Source organism: Polaromonas sp. CG_23.6 (assembly GCF_029892315.1).
GTDB lineage: Bacteria > Pseudomonadota > Gammaproteobacteria > Burkholderiales > Burkholderiaceae_C > Polaromonas.
The window spans coordinates 3834149-3857273 of record NZ_JARXUY010000001.1 but is presented as its reverse complement, the minus strand read 5'-3'; the positions used below and the strand labels follow the sequence as shown (position 1 = coordinate 3857273).

Genomic DNA, 23125 nt, shown 5'->3' with positions numbered 1-23125 from the left:
GAATGGCCAAAGAATATAAAGATCTGGTGGTGGGGCTGGACATCGGAACGAGCAAGATCATGGTCGTGGTGGCCGAGGTCATGCCCGGCGGCCAGCTCAAGCTGGCCGGTCTGGGCATTGCCGCCAGCCAGGGACTCAAGCGCGGCGTGGTGGTCAACATCGACGCCACCGTGCACAGCATCCAGCAGGCATTGAAAGAGGCCGAACTTATGGCCGACTGCAAGATTGGCCGGGTCTTCACCGGCATCACCGGCAGCCACATCCGCGGCATCAATTCCAGCGGCATGGTGGCCGTGAAGGACAAGGAAGTGACCCAGGCCGATGTCACCCGGGTGATTGAAACCGCCAAGGCCATCAACATCTCCACCGACCAGCGCCTGCTGCTGGTCGAGCCGCAGGAATTCGTGATCGACGGCCAGGATGTGCGCGAGCCCATCGGCATGAGCGGTCTGCGCCTGGAGGCCAAGGTCCACATCGTGACGGGCGCACAAAGCGCTGCCGAGAACATCATCAAATGCGTGCGGCGCTGCGGCCTTGACGTCGACCAGTTGATGCTCAATCCGCTGGCGTCCAGCCTGTCGGTGCTGACGCAGGACGAGCAGGAACTGGGCGTGGCCATGGTCGACATTGGCGCGGGCACCACCGACGTCGCCATCTTCACCGGCGGCGCCATACGGCACACCGCCGTGATTCCGATTGGCGGCGACCTGATCACCAGCGACATCGCCATGGCACTGCGCACGCCAACCAAGGACGCCGAGGACATCAAGGTGGAAAACGGCTGCGCCAAGCAGTTGCTTGCCGACCCCGATACCCAGGTCGAGGTGCCCGGCCTGGGCGACCGCGCCTCGCGCATGCTCAGCAAGCAAGCGCTCGCCGGCGTGATCGAGCCGCGCGTCGAGGAAATCTACCTGCTGGTCCAGCAGGCGATCCGCGAGTCAGGCTACGAGGAAGTGCTGTCCTCGGGCATTGTCATCACCGGCGGCAGCGCCATGATGCCCGGCATGATCGAGCTGGGCGAAGATATTTTCCTCAAGCCGGTACGGCGCGGTCTGCCGCGCTATTCCGGTGCTTTGTCCGACATGGTCGCCCAGACCCGTGCCGCGACCGTCATGGGGCTGCTCGAAGAAGCCCGGCTGGCGCGCATGCGCGGCTTCAAGGTGTCGCAAAAGGCCGGCAGCGTGCACAGCGCCTTTGGCCGCGTCAAAGACTGGTTTGTGGGGAATTTTTGATGACCCGTCTGTCCAGATTTTTCGGCCGTCCCTGGCGCCGAACCCATTCGGGAGGCGCTGATCCACCGGCCTGACCCGCCATGTTTCGCAAAAAATTTGACATGTATTCACCCACCTTATTTACCCCAACAGGAGGCTCCCCATGAGTATCGAAATGATTGAAATCACTGAATTTAACCAAGGCACGCAGATCAAGGTGATTGGCGTCGGCGGCGGTGGCGGCAATGCCGTCGGCCACATGATCCAGTGCGGCGTGCAGGGCGTTGAATTCATCTGCGCCAACACCGACGCGCAAGCGCTTAACCGCGGCACCGCGCACAAGAACATCCAGCTGGGCGCCAGCGGACTTGGCGCCGGCAGCAAGCCTGAAAAAGGCCGCGAAGCCGCCGAACTCGCCGTGGACGACATCCGCGATGCCATCAGCGGTGCGCACATGCTGTTCATCACCGCTGGCATGGGCGGCGGCACTGGCACGGGTGCAGCGCCCGTGATCGCCCGCGTGGCCAAAGAAATGGGCATTCTGACGGTCGGCGTCGTGACCAAGCCCTTCGACTTCGAGGGGGGCCGGCGCATGACCAATGCCGACCTCGGCCTGGCCGAGCTGGAGGCCAATGTCGATTCGCTGATTGTCGTGCTGAATGAAAAGCTGCTTGAAGTGCTGGGCGACGACGTGACGCAGGACGAAGCCTTTGCGCATGCCAACGACGTGCTGAAAAACGCTGTTGGTGGCATTGCCGAGATCATCAATGTTCCCGGCCACGTCAACGTCGACTTCGAGGATGTGCGCACCGTGATGGGCGAGCCCGGCAAGGCGATGATGGGAACGGCCCGGGCCAACGGCCCCGACCGCGCCCGCATCGCTGCCGAGCAGGCCGTGGCCTGCCCACTGCTCGAAGGCATCGACCTGTCGGGCGCCAAGGGCGTGCTGGTGCTGATTTCGGCCGCCAAGGGCTCGCTCAAGCTGAACGAGTCCAAGCTGGCCATGAACACCGTGCGCGCCTACGCTTCGCCCGATGCGCATGTCATCTACGGCACTGCCTACGACGACGAGCTGGGTGATGACATCCGCGTCACCGTGGTGGCGACCGGCCTGAGCCGCCAGGAAGTGCGCAGCAATGTTGCGCCGTTGCAGGTGCTGCGTGGTGCCGGCCAGAATGCGGGCGGCCCGCAGGGTCTGAAGCAGCCCGACTACGGCAACATGGCCGTTCCCAGCGTGTGGCGCACCAACCGCACACAGGCGGCGGCCAAAGTCGATGCGCTGGCATCTGGGGGCATGGACGACTTCGAGATTCCTGCCTTCTTGCGCCGTCAGGCAGACTGATCCTGCCTGTAACTGTACCGGCCTGCCACGGCGACAGGCCGGCACCGCATGGCCTGCTTTATGGCGTGCCATGCCTGCTGCACGCCAGCATGCCGTGTGGGCTTGACGGGCTCCGCCATGGCGCTGCGTGCCTGGCAATTTAAAATAAGACATGCTCGCTCAAAGAACCCTCAAATCACTGACCCGGGCGGTCGGCGTCGGGCTGCACAGCGGCCAGCGGGTCGAGTTGACCCTGCGGCCGGCACCACCCGACAGCGGCATCGTGTTCCGGCGTGTTGACCTGCCGCAACCGGTGGACATCGCCATCTCGCCCGAAGCCGTCACCGACACCCGGCTGGCGTCGACTATTTCCAGCGGTAGCGCCAAGGTGCTGACGGTCGAGCACCTGATGTCGGCCTGCGCCGGGCTGGGCATTGACAACCTGGTCATCGACATCACTGCCGAGGAGGTGCCGATCCTGGACGGCTCGGCGTCGTCGTTTGTATTCCTGCTGCAATCCGCCGGCATTGCCTTGCAGCCGGCGCCCAAGCGCTTCGTGCGCATCCTCAAGCCGGTCGAGGTCCGCGAAGGCGAGGGTCCAAATGTGAAATGGGCGCGGCTGAGTCCCTATGAAGGCTACAAACTGAGCTTCGAGATCGACTTTGACCACCCGGCTGTCGATTCGACCGGTCAGCGCGTCGAGTTCGACATGGGCAGCGGCGCCTACAGCCGCGACATTGCCCGCGCGCGCACCTTCGGTTTCACCAAGGATGTCGAGATGATGCGGGCCAACGGCCTGGCGCTGGGGGGTGGGCTCGACAATGCCATCGTCATGGACGACTACAAGGTTTTGAACAGCGAAGGGCTACGCTACAACGACGAATTCGTCAAGCACAAGATCCTCGACGCCATGGGTGACCTGTACTTGCTGGGCAAGCCGCTGCTGGCCGCCTACAGCGCTTTTCGCTCGGGCCATGCCATGAACAACAAGCTGCTGCGCGAGTTGCTGGCGCAGCCTGAAGCCTATGAAATCGTCACGTTTGACGACGAAAAAAGCGCACCCAAGGGTTTTGCCACCCTGGCGCGGGCCTGGTAAGGCCGTGTCGCGCGAACGGCAGGAAGCCTGATCATGGTGGTGTTCCGTTTGATGATTTTGCTGGCGCTGCTGGCTTCTGCCGTGTCATTTGTGCTGTACGCCATCACCTCACAAGTGCGGTTTCGGCGTCAGGGGCTGAACATCCTGAAATGGACCCTTGTTGCCGCTTTCGGATTTTTTGCGGTGCTTATCATGGATCGGGTCGGTTAGCCGGTCAGCGGCTGCGTCCGGCGCGGTAATGGCCGCCCATCTTGCCGCTGGCTTCACTGGCCTGCGCCAGCCGCGCCATTGCCGCACCCACATGCGCATGCGTGATGGCCAGCCCCAGGGCGTCGGCGGCATCCTTGCCCGGCAGCGACGGCAGCTTCAAGAGGCGCATGACCATTTCCTGGACTTCCGCCTTGCCGGCCTTGCCGTAGCCGGCGACGGCCTTTTTCATCTGCAGCGCGGTGTATTCGGCCACCGGCAGGTCGCTTGACACCAGCGCCGTGATGCATGCGCCGCGTGCCTGGCCCAGCAGCAGCGTGGCCTGCGGGTTGACGTTCACAAACACAATCTCGACCGACGCGGATTCGGGCTGATAGCGCTGCACCACCTCGCGAACGCCGTCGAACAGCACCTTCAGCCGGCCCGGCAAGTCCTTTTTGTCCAGGTGCGCGGTCTTGATGGTGCCGCTGGCGATGTAGCGCAGGTGCGGGCCGTCCATGTCCACCACGCCAAAGCCCGTGATCAACAAACCCGGATCGATTCCCAATATATGCATTGCTATGATTAAAGTAGCTGCTTATGCAGGCTGGTATTGCGCAAAGGCAAGAAATGACTCGTAAAATATGAAAAGCAGGCGCTCATGGCAGTTCTACCCCGCCCATGCGCGCTGCAATGGTCCGGGCGCGCGAGGCCAGGTAGCCCGAGCCGGTGTGGGTTTCAAAATACTTCGGCCGGGGCAGCATCACCGCCAGCCGGGCCGATTCGATGGCGCTCAGGCGTGCGGCCGACTTGCGGTAATAGTGCTGGGCAGCGGCTTCGGCGCCAAAAACGCCTTCGCCCCATTCGACGTTGTTCAGGTAAATCTCCAGAATGCGCTGCTTGCTCAGCAGCGCTTCGAGCATCAGCGTCAGCAGCAACTCCTGTCCCTTACGCAGCAGCGTGCGTTCGCCTGACAGGAACAGGTTCTTGGCGAGTTGCTGGGTGATGGTCGAGCCACCGACGATTTTGGGTGGCTTGGCCAGCGGTGCGTTCGACTTGCCCTGCGCTTGTCGGCTGAGGGCTTGCGCGGCACGTTCCTCAGCCTGGGCGTTTTTCTCCCAGGCCTTTTCCAGCGCGTCCATGTCGAGGCCCTCGTGAAGCACAAAACTGGCGTCTTCCGAGGCAATGATGGCGCGCTTGAGGTGGCTTGAGATTTGTTCGTACGGCACCCACTGCTGGCGCCATGCAAGCGTGCCGGTGTTGCGGGCCACATTCCACGCTTCAGAACGCTGGAAGGCGGTCGATTCCGGGTCGACAAATCGCATCAGCGCAATGCGCCCCGCAAAATACAGCTGCAGCGCCAGGCCTGCCAGCAAGGCCAGGAGCAGCAAGCGACCAAAGGCCTTCATGCCCACCATACCGGCTTGCCGGCGTGGGCAGGTGTGACTCTGCCGTCTTCCACTGGGTTGTCCGGCGCCGGGCCATGCGCTGCGCTTGCGGGATTGCGGGTCAAGGGGGTGTCTTTTTCATGCGAATATTTTTCAATGCAGGCGATGTACCCAGGCTTAGCGATCCGTCAGCTTTGTTTCCAGGCTGTCATCACGCCCGAAATTGAAGCTTGATACCACCACGATCTGGTCGGCCTTGCCGCGCATGGCTTCGCTGAACGGCTCGAAAGGCCCGCTGCCCTGCACCAGGCTTTGCGCCCAGCGGTCGAGCGTCGGGTTGCCCGAACTTTGCACCACCTCGGTCGTCAGCACCTGGCCGTCGGCATTGACCGTCATTGTCATGGTCAACTCGCCATAGAGTTTTTTCCCCGCCCGCTGCGGAAAGTTCAGCGTGCCCTTTTTCTCGATTTTCCGGCGCATGGCGTCGTAATAGACCGCATAAACCGCCTCGCGGGTCGAAGGGCTGATGTAGCGGCGGGACGGCTGTGCGCCGTCTTCATTGATGCTTTTTTCAATTTCAGCGAGCAGCTTGACCAGTTGCCGGCGCTTTTCTTCCTGCTCGGTTTGTGCACGCAGGCTGGACGGCACGCTCAAGTCGGGCGGTGGCAGCGCAGCCAGTTCATTGCGTGTCTGCAGCAGCAAATCTTTTTGCTGTTCCTTGAGCGAGCGAACCTGGCGCTGTTCATTTGCGTCTTCCTGCGCGTCGCCGTTTTTTTCCACCACCGAAGGCGGCAGCGGCGACGTTGGCCGGCCGCTGTCAAGCATGCCGCCGCCCGCCAGCGACGCTTGCGCAATGGCTTTGGCGTTCGCCTCGGGCGTGTCGCTCGACTTGGCATTGACCAGAATGACTTCAAGCGGCGTGTCCTGGAACACGCGGTTGAAGCGTTCCGGATCGACAATCCGCACGGCCAGCAGCGCAGCGTGCGCGGCCAGCGAAATACCCAGCGCCACCTGCAAAGTGCTGGGCGATCTGAATTTCCCCAGCCGTCGGTCAGGTTTCTGCATGAAGGCGCGCTGCCAGGTGCCGGTCATCGGTGGCGCGCTGGACATCTGGGCGGCTTCAGGCGGCCGCAGCGGGAGCCGGCTCGGCATCTGCTGGTGCTTCGTCCATGTCAACAGCAATCGAAATCGGTCCGGCGGCGATTTCATCTTCGCCATCTTCTGCGTCTTCGCCAGCGTCGCTGTGCTGCGCTTCGGCCGAAGCCTCGGCAACCGTGTCAAGCCGTTCAATGACCGTGCCCGCAACGTCCAGCGTGATCTCGTCAATCGCGCCGAGCCTGATGCGCACCCGGGCGCCGCGCGGCAGGCCTTGCGCACCCAGGGCGGCCAGCACCAGCGGGAGATCGTCGGCACGCACCAGGTTGTCCTTGAAGCTGGTGGCTGTCAGTTCGGTGATGCCGTTTTGCTGCAGGTATTTCAGCGTCCAGTAGCGTTCGATGCCCGACTGGAAGCCGTTGTAGGCGCTGTAGGCCGCGTCAAAGCACGAAATCACCGAGAACAAATCGGCATCCTTGGGCTTGAAGGGTGCGACCAGCGCAGCGCTGCGGCCGTGTTTGGTGACGGCAATGATCTGCCACTGGTTCACCAGGTCGGTGTAGCGGCGCAGCGGCGAGGTGCTCCAGGCATAGCTTTTCACGCCGAGGCCGGCATGCGGCAGCGCCTTGGTGCCCATGCGCACCTTCACGCCGGGCGCCATGCTGGCCTGGCTGCGGTAAATGCCCGGAACGCCATGCTCGGCCAGCCACTGGCCCCAGGTGCTGTTGGCCAGGATCATGGCCTCGGCGACGATCAAATCGAGCGGTGCGCCGCGCTGGCGCGTGCCGATGCTGACCGCCTCGTCGCCCTGCGGCTCGCCGCCTGTCGGGTTGTCGAGCTTGAAGTTGTAGTCGGGCCGGTTGAAGTTCTCGGGCTTGCCGCGAGCGATCTCACGCTGGCCTTTCAGGTGCCGTGCCAGGCGGTGCAAAAAGGTCATTTCCACGCCCCATGGCACATCGACCGGCGAGGTCAGTTGCGCCGCTTCAAAGAACGCTTCGTTGAAAACGTTGTCGAGCGCGTCGTGGCGCAGGTTGCTGACGATGGGCACTTGCTCCAGCCGGGTCACGCTGGAAGTGATGTCCAGCGTAGTTTCGTCCATCGTGATGTAGAGCGACAGGGCAGGGCAGTTGCGGCCTTCCTGCAGTGTGTAGGCCTGCACGATCTCGTCGGGCAGCATGGTCAGCTTGTAGCCCGGCATGTACACGGTGGACATGCGTGCGCGGCCCACGGCATCGATCGGGCTGCCCGGCAGCACCGCCAAGCCGGGCGCTGCAATGTGAACGCCCAGCGTGACCGTGCCGCTGCCCATACCTTGAACAGACAGCGCATCGTCGATCTCGGTGGTGCTGGAGTCGTCGATGGAAAACGCGCGCACGTCGGCCAGTGGCAGCTCGTCCTTGACAGGCGGCGCCTGCAGTTCCGCAAAGCGCGTGCCTTTGGGGAAGTTCTCGAACAAAAAGCGCTTCCAGTGGAACTGGTAGGGCGACGCAATGGCGCCGGCTTTTTGCAGCAGGTCGAGCGGCGCGGTATGCGTGGCGCGCGAGGCATCGACCACCGCCTTGTATTCGGCGCTGTTCTTGTCGGGCTTGAAGAGGATTTTGTAGAGTTGCTCGCGGATTGGCGCCGGACACTGGCCCTGGCCCAGTTCCTCTGCCCAGCTGGCGATTTGCGCGGTGATCTGCTTTTTCTTCTCGATGGCGGCCAGCGCCTGTTGCAGGATTTCGGGCGGCGCTTTTTTGAAGCGGCCCTTGCCGGCGCGGCGGAAGTAATGCGGTGCGTCATACAGGCGAAACAGGGCGGCGGCCTGCTGCTCGGCCGACGCCGGCTTGGACGCGTCGGCGCTGAAATAGTCGCGCGCCAGTTCGGCAAAGCCGAATTCCTCGTCGCTGGCAAATTCCCAGGCCAGGTCCAGGTCGATTTCTTCAACCAGGCGCTGGCCGGCGGCAATGAACTCGGCCGGTGCGGGTTTTTCAAACTTCAGCAGCGCATTTGCCGCCTTGACCTTGACGCGCTTGCCCGAGTCCAGCTCGACCTGCAGCGAGGTGTCCGCTTCCGACAAAATCCGGCCGGCCAGGAACTTGCCGGTTTCTTCAAACAATACAAACACAACGAAATCCTTTGGCCTGGGGGTGCGGGGTCACGGCCCTTGCGGGACAGCCTGCTAGTGTAATCAGGCAGCGCCTGGCCCCAAACCAACGGGTGCTGGCTTCAGGTCAGGTCCAGGAAGTTCAGGATGGCGGGCAAATGGACATCGAAGTCGCTCAGCGCATGGTCGCCGCCTTCAAGCAAGCGCAGTTGGGCGCCCGCATAGCGCACCGCCATCTCGCGCCAGTCCAGCACTTCATCGCCCTTGGCGATGAGGGCCAGGTAGTGCTGCGGGCTTTTCAGCGGCCCAGGCTGCAGCGCACGCAGTTCATCGACAAAGTGCGCTTCAAAGAAAAAATGCTCGTCGGGGTTTTGCCAAGTGGTCTGCTCGCCGATGTAGTGGGCCAAGTCACGCGCCGGATCGACTGCCGGGTTCAGCAGCACCGCCTTGCAGCCATGGCGCTCGGCCACTGTTGTCGCATAGAAGCCGCCCAGCGACGAACCGATGACCGCCATCGATGCGGCCGGCCAGTCTGCCACGCCTTTTTCGAGCATCGCCATGGCGTCCTGCGGTGAGGGCGGCAGTTGCGGGCACCACCAGTGCACCGTCGGGTAGCGGTTGGCCATCACTGCGGCCATTTTTTGGGCCTTGACCGATTGGGGCGAGGAACGAAAGCCGTGCAGGTAAAGCAGGTGGGTGATGGGCATGGATCAATGGTAAACGCCTGACTGCAGGTGCAGGATGTTGCGGTGCGGTATCTGCTGGATTTAACATAAAAGAAGCCGTTTGCGCAAGCAGGATGAGCATATTCAGCTATTATTTTTGTAGTGTTGCAGCCCCGGCGCCCATGTCCTTTGGCTTCCAGGCCGCTTGCCGGCTCACCGATAATCGCGGCCATGTCCGCCGTTTTTGACCAACCTTCCCTCTTCAAACGATCTTTGCCCCTGGTGCAGGGTTTTGACGGCCTGCTTGCCTTTGCTGTGTTCCTGCTCGCCTGCGCCGGCCTGGTGATCATGTATTCGGCGGGCTATGACCACGGCACCCGCTTTGCCGACCATGGCCGCAATATGCTGATAGCCGGTGCCATCATGTTCGTGGTGGCGCAGGTGCCACCGCAAAAGCTGATGATTTTCGCTGTGCCGCTGTACCTCCTCGGTGTGACGCTGCTGGTGGCGGTGCTGGTGTTTGGCATCACCAAGAAGGGCGCCAAGCGCTGGCTGAATGTCGGCGTGGTGATCCAGCCCAGCGAGATTTTGAAGATTGCCGTGCCGCTGATGCTGGCCTGGTGGTTCCAGAAGCGCGAAGGGCAGTTGCGCCCGCTCGACTTCGCCGTCGGCCTGGTGCTGCTGGCCGTGCCGGTGGGACTGATCATGAAGCAGCCCGACCTGGGCACCTCGCTCCTGGTGCTGGCCGCCGGCCTGGCGGTGATCTTTTTTGCCGGCCTGAGCTGGAAACTGATTGCCCCGCCCGTGCTGCTGGGCATCATCGGCATTTCGCTGATTGTCTGGTATGAGCCGCAACTGTGCGCCGATGGCATGCGCTGGCCGGTGCTGCACGATTACCAGCAGCAGCGCATCTGCACCTTGCTTGACCCGTCGCGCGACCCGTTGGGCAAGGGTTTTCACATCATTCAGGGCATGATCGCGATTGGCTCAGGCGGCATGTTCGGCAAGGGTTTCATGGCCGGCACGCAGACGCATCTGGAGTTCATCCCCGAGCGCACCACCGATTTTATTTTTGCGGCTTATTCCGAAGAGTTCGGGCTGATTGGCAACCTGCTTCTGATCGCGGGTTTCCTGTTCCTGATTTTTCGCGGTCTGGCGATTGCGATGAACGCGCCCACGCTGTTTTCACGGCTGCTGGCGGGCGCGCTGACAATGATTTTCTTCACCTACGCCTTCGTCAACATGGGCATGGTCAGCGGCATTTTGCCGGTGGTGGGCGTGCCGCTGCCGTTCATCAGCTATGGCGGCACGGCGATGGTGACGCTGGGGCTGGCGCTGGGCATGCTGATGTCGATTGCCAAGGCCAGGCGCCTGGTTCAGACGTAGCCCCCACGCTTGTCGCTTCGCGTACTGCGCTGCCCCCCGAGGGGGCCGCTACGCCTGCGGTCTGGCAAAGCCAGTCCCGCGGCCCTGGCTGATAGGGATTAGCGCTTCAACGCTTGTTGCTTTGTGCACCGCGGAGCCTCCCGAGGGGGCCGCGGCGCCTGCGGTCTGGCAAAGCCAGTCCCGCGGCCCTGGCTGGTAGGGAACGCCACTCCCTTACGCTTGTTGCTTTGCCTGCCTTCCAGCCATCATCCCTATGAACAACACTGGCGGGTCACACTGCCTACAATGATTGGATGATTTCACTCAACTCCGCCGCTTCCTCTGTTCGCCAAACCAATGTCTCCGGGCGTCCTCCGGCCCGGCCTAGCAAGGACTCCACGTCGGAGCGGTTGGCGATTGCCCAAAAACTGCTGCTGACGCCTTTCGGCCTGGACGAAGCTGCGCTGAGCCGGGCGCTGGGTGAAATCACGTCCTATGGCGTGGACGATGCAGACCTTTACTTCCAGTACACGCGCAGCGAAGGCTGGAGCTTGGAAGAGGGCATCGTCAAGACCGGTTCCTTCAACATCGACCAGGGCGTCGGTGTTCGCGCCGTGAGTGGCGAGAAAACCGCCTTTGCCTATTCCGACGACATTTCTGAAGCGTCGCTGTTAGATGCAGCGCGCACGGTGCGCAGCATTTCGGCTGCTTCCCAATCCGGCCGCGTCAAGACGCCAGCGCGCAAGGTTGCCACCAGCCGCTCGCTCTACCGCGACCTGGACCCGATTGCCACGCTGGACAGCACCGCCAAGGTCGAACTGCTGGGCAAGGTTGAAAAACTCGCCAAGGCCAAAGACCCGCGCATCGTCCAGGTGATGGCCGGGCTGGCCAGTGAATACGACGTGGTGATGGTGGCGCGCGCCGACGGCACGCTGGCCGCCGATGTGCGCCCGCTGGTGCGCCTGAGCGTGACGGTGATCGCCGAGCAAAAGGGCCGGCGCGAAGTCGGCTCGGGCGGCGGCGGCGGCCGTTTTGGCCTGGCCTATTTCGACGACACGCAAATCGGCGAGTATGTCGATGCCGCCGTGAACGCGGCGCTGACCAACCTGGAGGCGCGCCCCGCGCCGGCCGGCCAGATGACCGTGGTGCTCGGTTCGGGCTGGCCTGGCATCCTGCTGCACGAAGCCATCGGCCACGGCCTGGAAGGCGACTTCAACCGCAAGGGCTCCAGCGCGTTTTCGGGCCGTATCGGCCAGCGCGTGGCTGCCAAAGGCGTGACGGTGCTGGACGATGGCACGATTGCCGACCGTCGTGGTTCGCTCAACGTCGATGACGAGGGCAATGTCAGCCAGCGCAACGTGCTGATCGAGGACGGCATCTTGAAGGGCTACATCCAGGACTCGATGAATGCGCGCCTGATGAACGTCAAGCCCACCGGCAATGGCCGGCGCGAAAGCTACGCCCATGTGCCGATGCCGCGCATGACAAACACCTACATGCTGGGCGGCGACAAGGCGCCTGAAGAAATCATCGCCAGCATCAAGAAAGGCCTGTACGCCAGCAACTTTGCCGGTGGCCAGGTGGACATCACCTCGGGCAAGTTTGTGTTCTCGGCCAGCGAAGCATTCTGGGTTGAAAACGGCAAGATCCTCTACCCGGTCAAGGGCGCAACGATTGTCGGCAACGGCCCCGACGCGTTGACCCGCGTCACCATGATCGGTAACGACATGAAGCTCGACAGCGGCGTCGGCACCTGCGGAAAGGAAGGCCAGAGCGTGCCGGTCGGCGTCGGCCAGCCGACCTTGCGCATCGACGGCCTGACCGTGGGCGGCACCGCGTAAGCGGTATTTATTCAAGCTGTGCTACATTTAATCAGATGAATTCCGTGAAATTTTCTTTTGCTTACTTTTGGTTCTCAAGCGCCTCCGGCGGTAGAGAGACTTTCGCGTAAGCAGCAGAAAATGCAGCGAATCTCCAAAAACCGCCGGGCCCCGGCGGTTTTTTTTTTGCCCGTCCCGATTTGCCAATCCCCTGAAACAGCCCGAATCCGTTTTGAAATTTTGAAAAAAGGAAGCCCGTGATGAATGCCAACGCCAACCCCGCCAGCGCCAGCTGGTATGCGAATGTCGAAAAAACCAGCGAGACCGACGACAAACGCATCAAGGACATCACCGTGCTACCCCCTCCCGAACACCTCATCCGTTTTTTCCCGATTGCTGGCACGGCGGCCGAATCCCTGATCACCCAGACGCGCCAGAGCATCCACAACATCATTGCCGGCACCGACGACCGGTTGCTGGTGGTGATTGGCCCGTGCTCGATTCACGACCCGATGGCCGCTCTCGACTACGCCCGCCGGCTGGCCGAGCAGCGCAAGAAATACGCTGGCACGCTGGAAATCGTGATGCGCGTGTACTTCGAGAAACCGCGCACCACGGTAGGCTGGAAAGGGCTGATCAACGATCCTTACCTGGACGAAAGCTTTCGCATCGACGAAGGCCTGCGCATTGCCCGCCAGTTGCTGATCGACATCAACCGCCTGGAAGTACCGGCAGGCAGCGAATTTCTCGACGTGATTTCTCCGCAGTACATTGGCGACCTGATCTCCTGGGGCGCGATTGGCGCACGCACCACCGAAAGCCAGGTGCACCGCGAACTGGCGTCCGGCCTGTCGGCGCCGATTGGCTTCAAGAACGGCACCGACGGCAACATCCGCATCGCCACCGACGCCATCCAGGCCTCGGCGCGCGGCCACCACTTCCTGTCGGTCCACAAAAACGGCCAGGTAGCGATTGTGCAGACCAACGGCAACCAGGACTGCCACGTCATTTTGCGCGGCGGCAAGGCGCCCAACTACGACGCCGCCAGCGTGGCCGCCGCCTGCAAGGACCTTGAAGCGGCCAAACTGCCAGCGACGCTGATGGTTGATTGCAGCCATGCCAACAGCTCCAAACAGCACGAAAAGCAAATGGATGTGGCACGCGAGATTGCCGCCCAGGTTGCCGGCGGCTCACGCCAGGTGTTCGGCCTGATGGTCGAAAGCCACTTGGTGGCCGGCGCGCAAAAGTTCACCGCCGGCAAGGACAACGCCAAATCGCTCGAATACGGCCGCAGCATCACCGATGCCTGCCTGGGCTGGAACGATTCGCTGGACATGCTGGCAACTTTGTCAAACGCTGTCGAGGCGCGTCGGGCAAAATGATGCGGCACATCCGCCAGCCTGCCAATGGCCGGGCTGGCGGGCACTGGCCGGGCGCTTGCACATTTCAGTGACCGCGACAGACGCGACGCTGGAGCTGGCGCCGGATTTGTTATCACTACCAGAGGAAACCCCATGCGCAGCGAAGTCACTGTCATCTTCAAGAACCAGCCCCCAGTTCAGATTGAATTGCATGACCAACTGGAGCCCATGCCCCCCGAGGCGGCCCGCCGCTGGCTCGACGAGCAGTTCACCCAGATGGGCTGCGAGCCGCTGCGGCCCACCGGCAAGCTGCTGACCGCCGACAAGGTCGTGGTCGTCGCCGAGGCCGCCGGTCCAGCAAGGTTTGCAGACGCCGAATGGGCGCAGGCCTTTGCCTGCGCCGCCACCACGGCGCTGGGCCGGCCGATGGTGAACATCGACGTGACGGCCCTGAGCATCAGCTATTGAGTTGGGTTTAAAGCGCAAGCCGACGGACAAAATTTTGCTATTGAAAAAATAGCTGCTTATATAGTCGTGCATTGCGCAAAAACCCTAAAGTACATAAAACTAGCGGAGTGGGTACGGTTATTGCCTTGCCTGCTGCCATAGTGGCGGGATCACGTCACGCTGCCTCTCCACGGCGAGAATGCCAGCGAATTGCACGCTGTCCGATGCAGGACCGCCTTCTTCACTGGCTCCTATTGCCGACGACCATGCATGAAAAAATCCAAGACTCCCTCCAAAATCGATCTGTCAGCTGAAGCCGTGCCTGCCGAAACAGCCAGCACCGCCTTGCGCCTCGACAGCGGCAAGGGTGGGCCGCGCCTGTCCGCCGCGCAGCTGCGCTTTAACCGCCTGCTGGCAAAAATCGACAAGCTCGAAGGCCAGGTCACCGAAATCAAGACGCTGGCCGATGCCTTTCGCCCGCGTTATCACCGCACGCTGGAGCCGTTGCGCGAAGCGCACCGGGCGCTGATGCGGCGCATGGCGCTGGCACTGGACGAGCGGCTGCAGCGCAAGGGCGTGACGCCGACCCAGAAGCGCTACGGCCTGAACATCCTGTGCGAGCTGTGCGAAACGCTGGCGGCCTTTGGCGATGAGGCCATGGCCGCGCTGCACGACCAGCACAGCGCGCGCACCCTGCACCAGAAGGAAGAAGAGCAGGCCGCAATGATGCGTTCCATGATGGAGCAAGCGCTGGGCGTGCCGCTGGACATGCAGACGCAGGATGAATCGCTGGACCCGCTTGAAGCGGTGATGCGTGCCAGCCGCGAGCGCCTGCACGAAGCGATGCAGGCCGAAGAGGCGCAAAACGAGGCGGCGCAGGCCAAAAGAAAAAAGAAAAATCCCACGCCGGCCCAGCGCAAAGCCGGTCAGCAGCAGGAAGACGCCGACACGGTGCTGCGCCAGGTCTACCGCCAGTTGGCCAGCGCGCTGCACCCCGACCGCGAGCGCGACCCGGCCGAGCAACAGCGCAAAACCACCCTGATGAGCGAAGCCAATGCCGCCTATGCCAGGCAAGATTTAGTGGCTTTGTTGCACCTGCAGTTGCGCATTGCCCAGGCCGACATGCAGGGCATGCTGCAGCAACCCGAGGAACGCATCGCCGCCATGAGTTTGCTGCTCAAGCAGCAGGCTGCCGAGCTGGAAAATGAATTGTTTGCCCGGCAACGGCACCTTCAGGACGAGTTCGAGCTGACGTTCTACCAGCCGCCAACCGCCGCCATGTTGCAGCGCAAGCTGGAACAGGAGGCGAAATACATGAAGGGCGAACTGATTTTCATGGAAGAAGACATTGCGCTGGTGCAGGACGACGCCGGATTCAAGCGCTGGCTGAAAGACCAATCCAGGATGAACCGGGAGGCGGGTTATTTCTGACCGGCTGCGCATTGCGCGCTTCAGAAGTTACGCTATTTCAGATTGTTTAGCCGCTTTTCGCAAGACGGACGGACGTTGGCAGCTATGCAATAGATAGCGTCAAGGCTGCGCCAGCGCGGCCAGCAATTTCGCATGAATGCCGCCAAAGCCGCCATTGCTCATGCACAGCAAATGGTCGCCCGGCCGCGCAGCCGCCTTCACCTGCGCCAGCAGCTGCGCCAGGTTAGCCGCCACCTGAGCGCGTTCGCCCATCGGCGCCAGCGCGTGTCGCGCATCCCAGTCCAGCCCGCCGGCATGGCAGAACGCCAGGTCGGCCTGCTCCAGGCTCCAGGGCAGTTGCGCGGTCATGCTGCCGAGCTTCATGGTGTTGCTGCGTGGCTCGAAAATCGCCAGGATGCGTTCGCCGCCCTTGCCCGCGCTGTTCAACTGGCGGCGCAGGCCATCGACCGTGGTGTGAATGGCCGTCGGGTGGTGGGCGAAATCGTCATACACCGTGAGGTCGCCTCCGTCGCGATGCAGCACGCCGCGCACTTCCATTCGCCGCTTGACGTTCTGGAACGACGCCAGCGCCTCGGTGGCAAGTTCGGGCATCACGCCGACATGCTCGGCCGCCGCGATGGCTGCCAGGGCGTTCAACTGGTTGTGCATGCCGCTGATGTCCCACTGCACACGCGCCACGGCAATGCCCGACTTGCGCACCTCGAAGTCGCCAGGCTCGCCCAGCGCGCTGAAGCCGCCGTCCGCCACGCCGCCAAACGGCACCTGTTCGCTCCAGCAGCCCTGGGCCAGGACACGCTGCAGACTGGCTTCGTTGGCATTGACGACCACCCGGCCCTGCGAAGGCACAGTGCGCACCAGGTGATGAAACTGCCGCTCGATGGCCGTCAGGTCATCAAAAATATCCGCATGGTCGAATTCGAGGTTGTTCAAAATTGCGGTGCGCGGGCGGTAGTGGACAAACTTGCTGCGCTTGTCGAAAAACGCGGTGTCGTATTCATCGGCCTCGATCACAAAGGTATTGCCCGTGCCCAGCCGTGCCGACACGCCAAAGTTCAGCGGCACGCCGCCGATCAGAAATCCCGGCTGCAGGCCGGCGCATTCGAGTATCCAGGCCAGCATGGCGGTGGTCGTGGTCTTGCCATGCGTGCCGGCGACGGCCAGCACATGGCGCGGGCCGGTGACGTGGTGCGTCGGATGGTGCATCACATGGCCCGACAGCCACTGCGGCCCGCTGGTGTAGGGCTGGCCGCTGTTGAGGATGGCTTCCATCAGCGGATATTTGGGGCTGCCGTCCGGCAGGCGTGCCCGCGACACCACGTTGCCGATCACGTACACATCGGGCGCCAGCGCCATCTGGTCAGCGCCGTAGCCTTCGATCAGCTCGATCCCCAGGCCGCGCAACTGGTCGCTCATGGGTGGATAGACGCCGGTGTCGCAACCCGTCACCTTGTGCCCCGCCTCGCGCGCCAGCGCGGCCAGGCCGCCCATGAAAGTCCCGCAGATTCCCAGAATATGTATGTGCATCGCCCATATTTTAGGGAGGCTAATTCTGAGCGCTATTTTTTAAGGGAAATAAGCTTCTGGCGCAATCCGGACATGCGCAAGCAGCTCTTTATTTCATAGCGGATAAAGAATGCTGTGAACTTTGCGCGCTGACGCGGCCCCAATGTAGGCACAATTGCTTTGAATGCCTTCGGGCTGACCTTCAAATCCCTGACCCTTCGCGCTTGGCTCTGCAGGCCAGCCAACCTTTAAATTGAATACCCTCAAATCAGAAATTGCCGCCACCGCCGCCGCGCTGGTGGTCGAAGAAGGACTGGAATACGGCCCGGCCAAACGCCGCGCGCTCAAGCAGATGGCTTTGCCGGCGCGCACCGCCTTGCCCGACAACGGCGAGATGGAAGACGCCGTGCGCGAATACATCGCGCTGTTTTGCGCTGACACCCAGCCAGCCGAACTGGCTGCGCTGCGCGAGCTGGCGCTGGTGTGGATGCTGCGCATGGCGACGTTCCGGCCTTACCTGGCCGGCGCAGTCTGGCACGGCACCGCGACCCGGCTGTCCGACATCTATATCCAGCTGTTTTGCGACGATCCGAAATCGGCGGAAATCGCGCTGATCGAGCACAACGTCGATTACGAGCCGCGCACCGTGACTGGCTTTACCGGCGGCAGCGTCGAGGCGCTTTCCCTCAGCAGTCTGTGCCAGGCGCTGAATGAAAACATCGGCGTTCATTTGATGGTCTATGACCATGACGACCTGCGTGGCGCCTTGCGACCCGATGCCAAAGGCCGTACGCCGCGCGGCGACCTGGCCGCCGTGCAAAAATTGTTGTCCACTTCTTCAGGAGCTTGATTCGTGAATCGCAGAAACATGCTGTATGGCGGCGTTGCCGCTGCCGCCGCCTTGGCCGGTGCCAGCGCTGCCTGGTGGAAATTTCAGCCGCACGCGTTGAGCGGCCCCTCGGCCCAGGCCGTGAGCGATGCTTTCTGGGCTGCCAGTTTTGACACGCCCGACGGCAAGCCCTTGCCCATGAGCAGTTTTCGCGGCAAGTTGCTGATGGTCAATTTCTGGGCTACCTGGTGTCCGCCCTGCGTGGAAGAACTGCCGTTGCTGGACTTTTTCTACCAGGAAAACAAGGACAAAAACCTTCAGGTGGTCGGCTTGGCAGTGGACCAGCCCAGCGCGGTGCGCACCTGGCTGCAGACCCGTCCGCTGAATTTTCCGGTGGGCATGGCCGGTCTGGGCGGAACCGAGTTGAGCAAGTCGCTCGGCAACACATCGGGCAGCCTGCCCTTTACCGTTGTTTTCAGCCCTGCCGGCGCGCTGCTCCATCGCAAGATCGGCAAGGTGACGCCTGAAGAACTGGTGCAGTGGACGCATCTGGTCTGATGGCTGCGTGAGTCTGGGCTTCGACGTATTTGGTCTTGACTTGAAGCGCGCAAGGCGCTGGATTCGCCAGTCGGCAGGTTTTGACGGCATCGGTTTTTGTTCCAGTGTCCAAAAACTGTTGGCTTTGCCGGATACACCTTAAGGTACACTTTGGATTTTTTCGACGCCAAGGCTTATCCGGGTTGCCTGATAATTGTTATCCAATGGGTGCGGTAAACCGAAATAAAAGAAAGTAAGCGAAGGAAGAGTAAAGATCGGCCCAATGCGCCATCTTCTTCTTCATTCAAACCGCGCGTCCAGGGACCGCAAGCCAGCCTCCACCTTCGTTGGGAAGAATCTATGGATCTAAGAAAACTCAAAACCCTGATCGACCTTGTCTCAGAGTCCAATGTGTCCGAACTTGAAATCACCGAAGCCGAAGGCAAGGTGCGAATCGTCAAGTCCAGCGGGGTTCCGATGATGATGATGCAACAGCCCGCCATGAACATGGTTCCCAGCCATCAGGTTCAATCAGTCGCCCCACAGGCTCCTGCGCCCGATGCCCCGGCGACGCAAGCGGCTGGTTATGCGATCAAGTCGCCGATGGTCGGCACCTTTTACCGCTCGTCGAGTCCTGGCTCCAACGCCTTTGTAGATATTGGCAGTGTGGTCAAGGAAGGCGATACGGTTTGCATCATCGAGGCCATGAAGATCCTCAACGAGATTGAAGCCGACAAGTCGGGCACCATCACGAAAATCCTTTCTGAAAACGGCCAGGCCGTCGAATACGGCCAGCCCCTGTTCATGATTGAGTGATCGGGCCTGTTGCCCTTTATCGCCAGACCGGCTAGATCGCCGGCCCCATCGGCCAGACCAGGTACTTTGACGCATGTTTAAAAAAATACTGATCGCCAACCGCGGCGAGATCGCCCTGCGCATCCAGCGCGCCTGCCGTGAACTCGGCGTCAAGGCCGTGATGGTTTACTCCGAAGCCGACCGCGAGGCCAAATACATCAAGATGGCCGATGAAGCGGTTTGTATCGGACCGGCGCCGTCGGCACTGAGCTATCTCAACATGCCGGCAATCATTTCGGCGGCTGAAGTGACCGACGCCGAGGCGATCCATCCTGGTTATGGTTTTCTGAGCGAGAACGCCGATTTTGCCGAACGTGTCGAGAAAAGCGGCTTCAAGTTCATAGGCCCTTCGCCCGAATCGATCCGCTTGATGGGCGACAAGGTGTCTGCCAAGCAGACCATGCTGAAAGCCGGGGTGCCCTGCGTTCCGGGTTCCGAAGGCGCCTTGCCGGCTGATCCGGCTTTTATCAAGCGGGTTGCCAAGCAGATCGGCTACCCGGTCATCATCAAGGCCGCTGGCGGCGGCGGCGGACGCGGCATGCGCGTGGTGCACACCGAAGCCGCACTGCTCAATGCTGTGCAGATGACCAAGGCCGAGGCCGGCGCGGCCTTTGGCAATCCGGAGGTCTACATGGAGAAATTCCTGCAGAACCCCCGGCATATCGAGATCCAGATTCTGGCCGACCAGTACAAGAACGCGGTCTGGCTGGGCGAGCGTGACTGCTCCATGCAGCGCCGCCACCAGAAGGTCATCGAGGAAGGCCCGGCACCCGGCATTCCGCGCAAGCTGATCGAGCGCATCGGCGCGCGTTGTGTAACGGCGGTCAAGAAGTTTGGCTACCGTGGCGCGGGCACTTTCGAGTTCCTCTATGAAGATGGCGAGTTTTATTTCATCGAGATGAACACGCGTGTCCAGGTCGAGCATTCGGTCACTGAATGGATCACCGGCATCGACATCGTCAAGACGCAGATCATGGTGGCGGCTGGCGAGCGCCTGCCTTTTGTCCAGCGCGACATCCAGATCCGGGGGCATTCCATCGAATGCCGCATCAACGCCGAAGACCCGTACAAGTTCACGCCTTCGCCGGGACGCATCACCAACTGGCACCCGCCGGGTGGCCCGGGCGTGCGTGTGGATTCGCACATTTATTCCAACTATTTCGTGCCGCCCAACTACGACTCAATGATCGGCAAGATCATTGTTCACGCCGACACGCGCCAGCAGGCGCTGGCGCGCATGAGCGCTGCCCTGGGTGAAACCGTGGTGGAAGGCATCAGCACCAACATAGCCCTGCACCGCGAACTCATGGTGGACGCCAAGTTCATGGACGGCGGCACCAACATCCACTACCTTGAAGAATGGCTGTCGAAGCGCGAGAGATGAAGCCCCCACGGTCGCTCACTGCGTGTGCTTCCTGCCCCCCGAGGGGGCCGCTGCGCCTGCGGTCTGGCAAAGCCAGCCCCGCGGCCCTGGCTGGGGCGGAATGCCCTTACAGCCGTTCACTGCGTGTGTCTCCTTCTCCCCAAGCGGCCTGGTGCGCCTGCGGTCTGGCAAAGCCAGCCCCGCGGCCCTGGCTGGGGCGGAACGCCCTTACAGCCGTTCACTGCGTGTGTCTCCTTCTCCCCAAGCGGCCTGGTGCGTCTGCTGTCTGGCAAAGCCAGCCCCGCGGCCCTGGCTGGGGCGGAATGCCCTTACAGCCGTTCACTGCGTGTGTCTCCTTCTCCCCAAGCGGCCTGGTGCGTCTGCTGTCTGGCAAAGCCAGCCCAGCAGCCTTGGGTTAAGCAAACTGTTTTGGATAAATGATGTTTGAAATGATTTTGCTGGCGCCTGTGGATGAGGTGGAAAACCTCAGCGACGCGCTGGATGCCCTGGATGCGCTCAGCGTTTCGGTCGAAGACGCCGACGCCCACACGCCGGCCGAGCAGGCGCTGTTTGGCGAGCCTGGCATGCCGCCGCCCAAGGCGGGCTGGGAACGCTCGCGCATCGTGGCGCTGTTTGCCACCGAGGCACTTGCCCGCGATGCAGCAAACCTCTTGCAGATGCAGGATTTTTTTGCTGGCTGCCAGTTGGTTGCGATCCAGAACGTCCCCGAGCAGGACTGGGTGCGGCTGACGCAGTCGCAGTTCACCCCGGTCGAAATCACCTCCGAATTCTGGATCGTGCCGACCTGGCATGAGCCACCGGCGCAGGCAAAACAGGTGATCCGGCTCGACCCGGGCCTGGCCTTTGGCACCGGAACGCATCCGACGACACGTATGTGCCTGCGCTGGATTGCTGGCCAGGGCGCTGCCGGTAAATCACTGGGCCGGGTGCTTGACTACGGCTGTGGCTCCGGCATCCTGGCCATTGGTGCTGCCAAGTTTGGCGCTAAAGAAATAGATGCCGTCGACATTGACGAGGCGGCGGTGGAATCGACCCGCGCCAATGCCCAGGCCAATCACGTTCAATTGCAGACCGGTCTGCCCGACAAGGCCATGGGCGCATATCAGACAGTGCTGGCCAACATCCTGGCGACACCTTTGCGGGTGCTGGCGCCGTTACTCTGCGCGCATGTCCAGGCCGGTGGCAACCTGGTGCTGGCAGGTATTCTGGATCGTCAGGCGGATGAGTTGAAGGCCGCCTACCTGCCTTATTGCAAGCTTGAAGTCCATGATGCGCAGGAAGGCTGGATCTTGATGACGGCCCAGTTTTGAGTCTGTCGGCCTAACCCGGCCTCAGGCACGGGTTGTCTCCGGGAATTTTTCAATCTACTACGCCCGATGAGCCAGATCACCCGCTGTCCCGCCTGCGCCACGATGTTCAGGCTTGTTGCCGACCAGCTCAGGTCGGCGCAAGGCTGGGTGCGCTGCGGACAGTGCGGTGAAGTGTTTGAAGCATCGCTGCACCTGCTTGTGGGCGGTACAAGCGATACCAGCCAGATGGAGGCTCTGCCATCCACCCTGCATGGCTTGGCGAATAAACCCCCCATGCCGCCTGACAAAGTACCCCAGTTTTCGAAGGTCGATCATGTGGCTGGCTTGCCACATGAACCCGGTGCCAGTCCCGAAAGTGGTGATCCGGCCGCGCCTGGAGCTGCACGGGATGAGGATTTCGCGGGCACTGCGGCTGACGCAGCACTGATGCAGCCTGCCGGTCTAGAACATCGCGATGTTTCTGGCTGCATGCCTTTGCCTGGCGAAAAACCGTCCATGCCGGCGAGTCCGGCAGGCTCTGGAGCTGTCAATCCTCTGGCTGGAAATGAAGAGCGGCATGAACCGGCATTCAACGCCGATGGCTTCGGTTTCAAGCCCTTTGGCTCGCCACCGCATCCCGGTGGACCAGAATTCCCGCCTGCTTCAGTGCAGCAGGATTCGCAAACATTTCCCGACGTGTCTTTCGTGCGTGAAGCGCAGCGCAAGGATTTCTGGAAGTCGCCCTTGGTTCGCACCGTGCTGGGCGTGATCTGCCTGGTGCTGGTACTGGCATTGATGCTGCAATGGGTTGTCCGGCAAAAGGACCTTCTGGCTGCGCAAGCGCCGCTGCTGGCCCCCTGGCTTCAGGCCATGTGTCGTCCCCTGGGTTGCGAAGTCCTGCCATTGCGGCGCATTGAAGCGTTGGTTATAGAAAACTCCAGCTTTAGCCGGACTGGTCCCGATGCCTATAGGCTAAGCTTCACTTTCAACAATACTGGCAATGCGGAGCTTGAAATCCCGGCGCTGGAAGTCACCCTCACTGACAGCCAGGACCAAGTCGTGGTGCGCCGGGTGGTGATTCCGAGCGAGTTTGGGACCACGGCCACCACGCTCGCTGCCTACTCGAGGCTGCCTGGCACTTTGGCCCTGAAAGTCGCCGGCACTGGCGCACAAGGGTCTGCAGCTCCGGCGCAAGCCGGTTTGCTGCCGGTGGCAAGCTACCGTATCGTCGCTTTTTATCCCTGAACTGAATCGAG

The 23125-nt window shown here is 61.9% G+C and carries 21 protein-coding genes; 15 read left to right on the top strand and 6 right to left on the bottom strand.

Features of this window, described 5'->3' with window-relative positions; genetic code table 11:
- Positions 1–2 precede the first annotated feature (2 nt).
- From ftsA to H4V98_RS18225, 4 genes are all read left to right on the top strand, one after another.
- On the top strand, positions 3–1232 hold the full coding sequence (ftsA, locus tag H4V98_RS18240; protein WP_196862062.1) for a cell division protein FtsA: 1230 nt from the start codon (positions 3–5) through the stop codon (positions 1230–1232).
- A 142-nt stretch (positions 1233–1374) separates the two neighbouring features.
- Positions 1375–2553, top strand: a complete 1179-nt coding sequence (ftsZ, locus tag H4V98_RS18235; protein WP_196862063.1) for a cell division protein FtsZ — start codon at positions 1375–1377, stop codon at positions 2551–2553.
- 151 nt (positions 2554–2704) lie between these two features.
- A complete protein-coding gene (gene lpxC, locus H4V98_RS18230; protein WP_196862064.1) occupies positions 2705–3628 on the top strand; it encodes a UDP-3-O-acyl-N-acetylglucosamine deacetylase in 924 nt (307 codons plus the stop codon).
- Positions 3629–3661: 33 nt separating this feature from the next.
- The gene (locus H4V98_RS18225) at positions 3662–3838 is read left to right on the top strand and encodes a hypothetical protein (protein ID WP_196862065.1); all 177 of its coding nucleotides are present in this window, start codon (positions 3662–3664) and stop codon (positions 3836–3838) included.
- Positions 3839–3842: 4 nt separating this feature from the next.
- Here H4V98_RS18225 and ruvC read toward each other — a convergent pair whose 3' ends face one another.
- The 5 genes from ruvC to H4V98_RS18200 form a co-directional block, all read right to left on the bottom strand.
- Complete coding sequence (ruvC, locus tag H4V98_RS18220) at positions 3843–4391, bottom strand: crossover junction endodeoxyribonuclease RuvC (RefSeq protein ID WP_196862066.1); 549 nt, start codon at positions 4389–4391, stop codon at positions 3843–3845.
- 82 nt (positions 4392–4473) lie between these two features.
- On the bottom strand, positions 4474–5223 hold the full coding sequence (locus H4V98_RS18215; RefSeq protein WP_196862067.1) for a transglycosylase domain-containing protein: 750 nt from the start codon (positions 5221–5223) through the stop codon (positions 4474–4476).
- A gap of 156 nt (positions 5224–5379) precedes the next feature.
- Positions 5380–6267: a TonB family protein gene (locus H4V98_RS18210; protein ID WP_196862203.1), complete on the bottom strand. Its 888-nt coding sequence runs from the start codon at positions 6265–6267 to the stop codon at positions 5380–5382.
- A gap of 55 nt (positions 6268–6322) precedes the next feature.
- Positions 6323–8404: an RNB domain-containing ribonuclease gene (locus H4V98_RS18205; protein WP_196862068.1), complete on the bottom strand. Its 2082-nt coding sequence runs from the start codon at positions 8402–8404 to the stop codon at positions 6323–6325.
- A 101-nt stretch (positions 8405–8505) separates the two neighbouring features.
- Entirely contained in the window at positions 8506–9090 is a 585-nt protein-coding gene (locus H4V98_RS18200; protein ID WP_196862069.1) for a YqiA/YcfP family alpha/beta fold hydrolase, read from the bottom strand.
- A 189-nt stretch (positions 9091–9279) separates the two neighbouring features.
- On the opposite strand from H4V98_RS18200, the gene rodA reads away from it, so the two are divergent.
- The 5 genes from rodA to H4V98_RS18175 all read left to right on the top strand — a co-directional run bounded on the left by rodA (position 9280) and on the right by H4V98_RS18175 (position 15472).
- Positions 9280–10434, top strand: a complete 1155-nt coding sequence (gene rodA, locus H4V98_RS18195) for a rod shape-determining protein RodA (RefSeq protein ID WP_196862070.1) — start codon at positions 9280–9282, stop codon at positions 10432–10434.
- 293 nt (positions 10435–10727) lie between these two features.
- Positions 10728–12254 carry a metalloprotease TldD gene (gene tldD, locus H4V98_RS18190; RefSeq protein WP_231374551.1) on the top strand — a complete coding sequence of 509 codons (1527 nt, stop codon included), beginning with the start codon at positions 10728–10730 and terminating at the stop codon, positions 12252–12254.
- Positions 12255–12493: 239 nt separating this feature from the next.
- Positions 12494–13615, top strand: a complete 1122-nt coding sequence (locus H4V98_RS18185) for a 3-deoxy-7-phosphoheptulonate synthase (RefSeq protein WP_196862071.1) — start codon at positions 12494–12496, stop codon at positions 13613–13615.
- A gap of 132 nt (positions 13616–13747) precedes the next feature.
- The gene (locus tag H4V98_RS18180; protein ID WP_280757796.1) at positions 13748–14062 is read left to right on the top strand and encodes a hypothetical protein; all 315 of its coding nucleotides are present in this window, start codon (positions 13748–13750) and stop codon (positions 14060–14062) included.
- A gap of 249 nt (positions 14063–14311) precedes the next feature.
- Entirely contained in the window at positions 14312–15472 is a 1161-nt protein-coding gene (locus tag H4V98_RS18175) for a hypothetical protein (RefSeq protein ID WP_280757795.1), read from the top strand.
- A gap of 99 nt (positions 15473–15571) precedes the next feature.
- On the opposite strand, the gene mpl is transcribed toward H4V98_RS18175, so the two are convergent.
- Positions 15572–16996: a UDP-N-acetylmuramate:L-alanyl-gamma-D-glutamyl-meso-diaminopimelate ligase gene (gene mpl, locus H4V98_RS18170; RefSeq protein ID WP_280757794.1), complete on the bottom strand. Its 1425-nt coding sequence runs from the start codon at positions 16994–16996 to the stop codon at positions 15572–15574.
- A gap of 232 nt (positions 16997–17228) precedes the next feature.
- On the opposite strand from mpl, the gene H4V98_RS18165 reads away from it, so the two are divergent.
- The 6 genes from H4V98_RS18165 to H4V98_RS18140 all read left to right on the top strand — a co-directional run bounded on the left by H4V98_RS18165 (position 17229) and on the right by H4V98_RS18140 (position 23114).
- Positions 17229–17825, top strand: a complete 597-nt coding sequence (locus H4V98_RS18165) for a hypothetical protein (RefSeq protein WP_280757793.1) — start codon at positions 17229–17231, stop codon at positions 17823–17825.
- Positions 17826–17828: 3 nt separating this feature from the next.
- Entirely contained in the window at positions 17829–18362 is a 534-nt protein-coding gene (locus H4V98_RS18160; RefSeq protein ID WP_280757792.1) for a TlpA disulfide reductase family protein, read from the top strand.
- Positions 18363–18701: 339 nt separating this feature from the next.
- Positions 18702–19157 carry an acetyl-CoA carboxylase biotin carboxyl carrier protein gene (accB, locus tag H4V98_RS18155; protein ID WP_196862076.1) on the top strand — a complete coding sequence of 152 codons (456 nt, stop codon included), beginning with the start codon at positions 18702–18704 and terminating at the stop codon, positions 19155–19157.
- Positions 19158–19230: 73 nt separating this feature from the next.
- On the top strand, positions 19231–20580 hold the full coding sequence (gene accC, locus H4V98_RS18150) for an acetyl-CoA carboxylase biotin carboxylase subunit (RefSeq protein ID WP_196862077.1): 1350 nt from the start codon (positions 19231–19233) through the stop codon (positions 20578–20580).
- Between the two features lie 419 nt (positions 20581–20999).
- The gene (gene prmA / locus H4V98_RS18145; RefSeq protein WP_280757866.1) at positions 21000–21890 is read left to right on the top strand and encodes a 50S ribosomal protein L11 methyltransferase; all 891 of its coding nucleotides are present in this window, start codon (positions 21000–21002) and stop codon (positions 21888–21890) included.
- Positions 21891–21956: 66 nt separating this feature from the next.
- Positions 21957–23114, top strand: a complete 1158-nt coding sequence (locus H4V98_RS18140; RefSeq protein ID WP_280757791.1) for a zinc-ribbon and DUF3426 domain-containing protein — start codon at positions 21957–21959, stop codon at positions 23112–23114.
- Positions 23115–23125 lie beyond the last annotated feature (11 nt).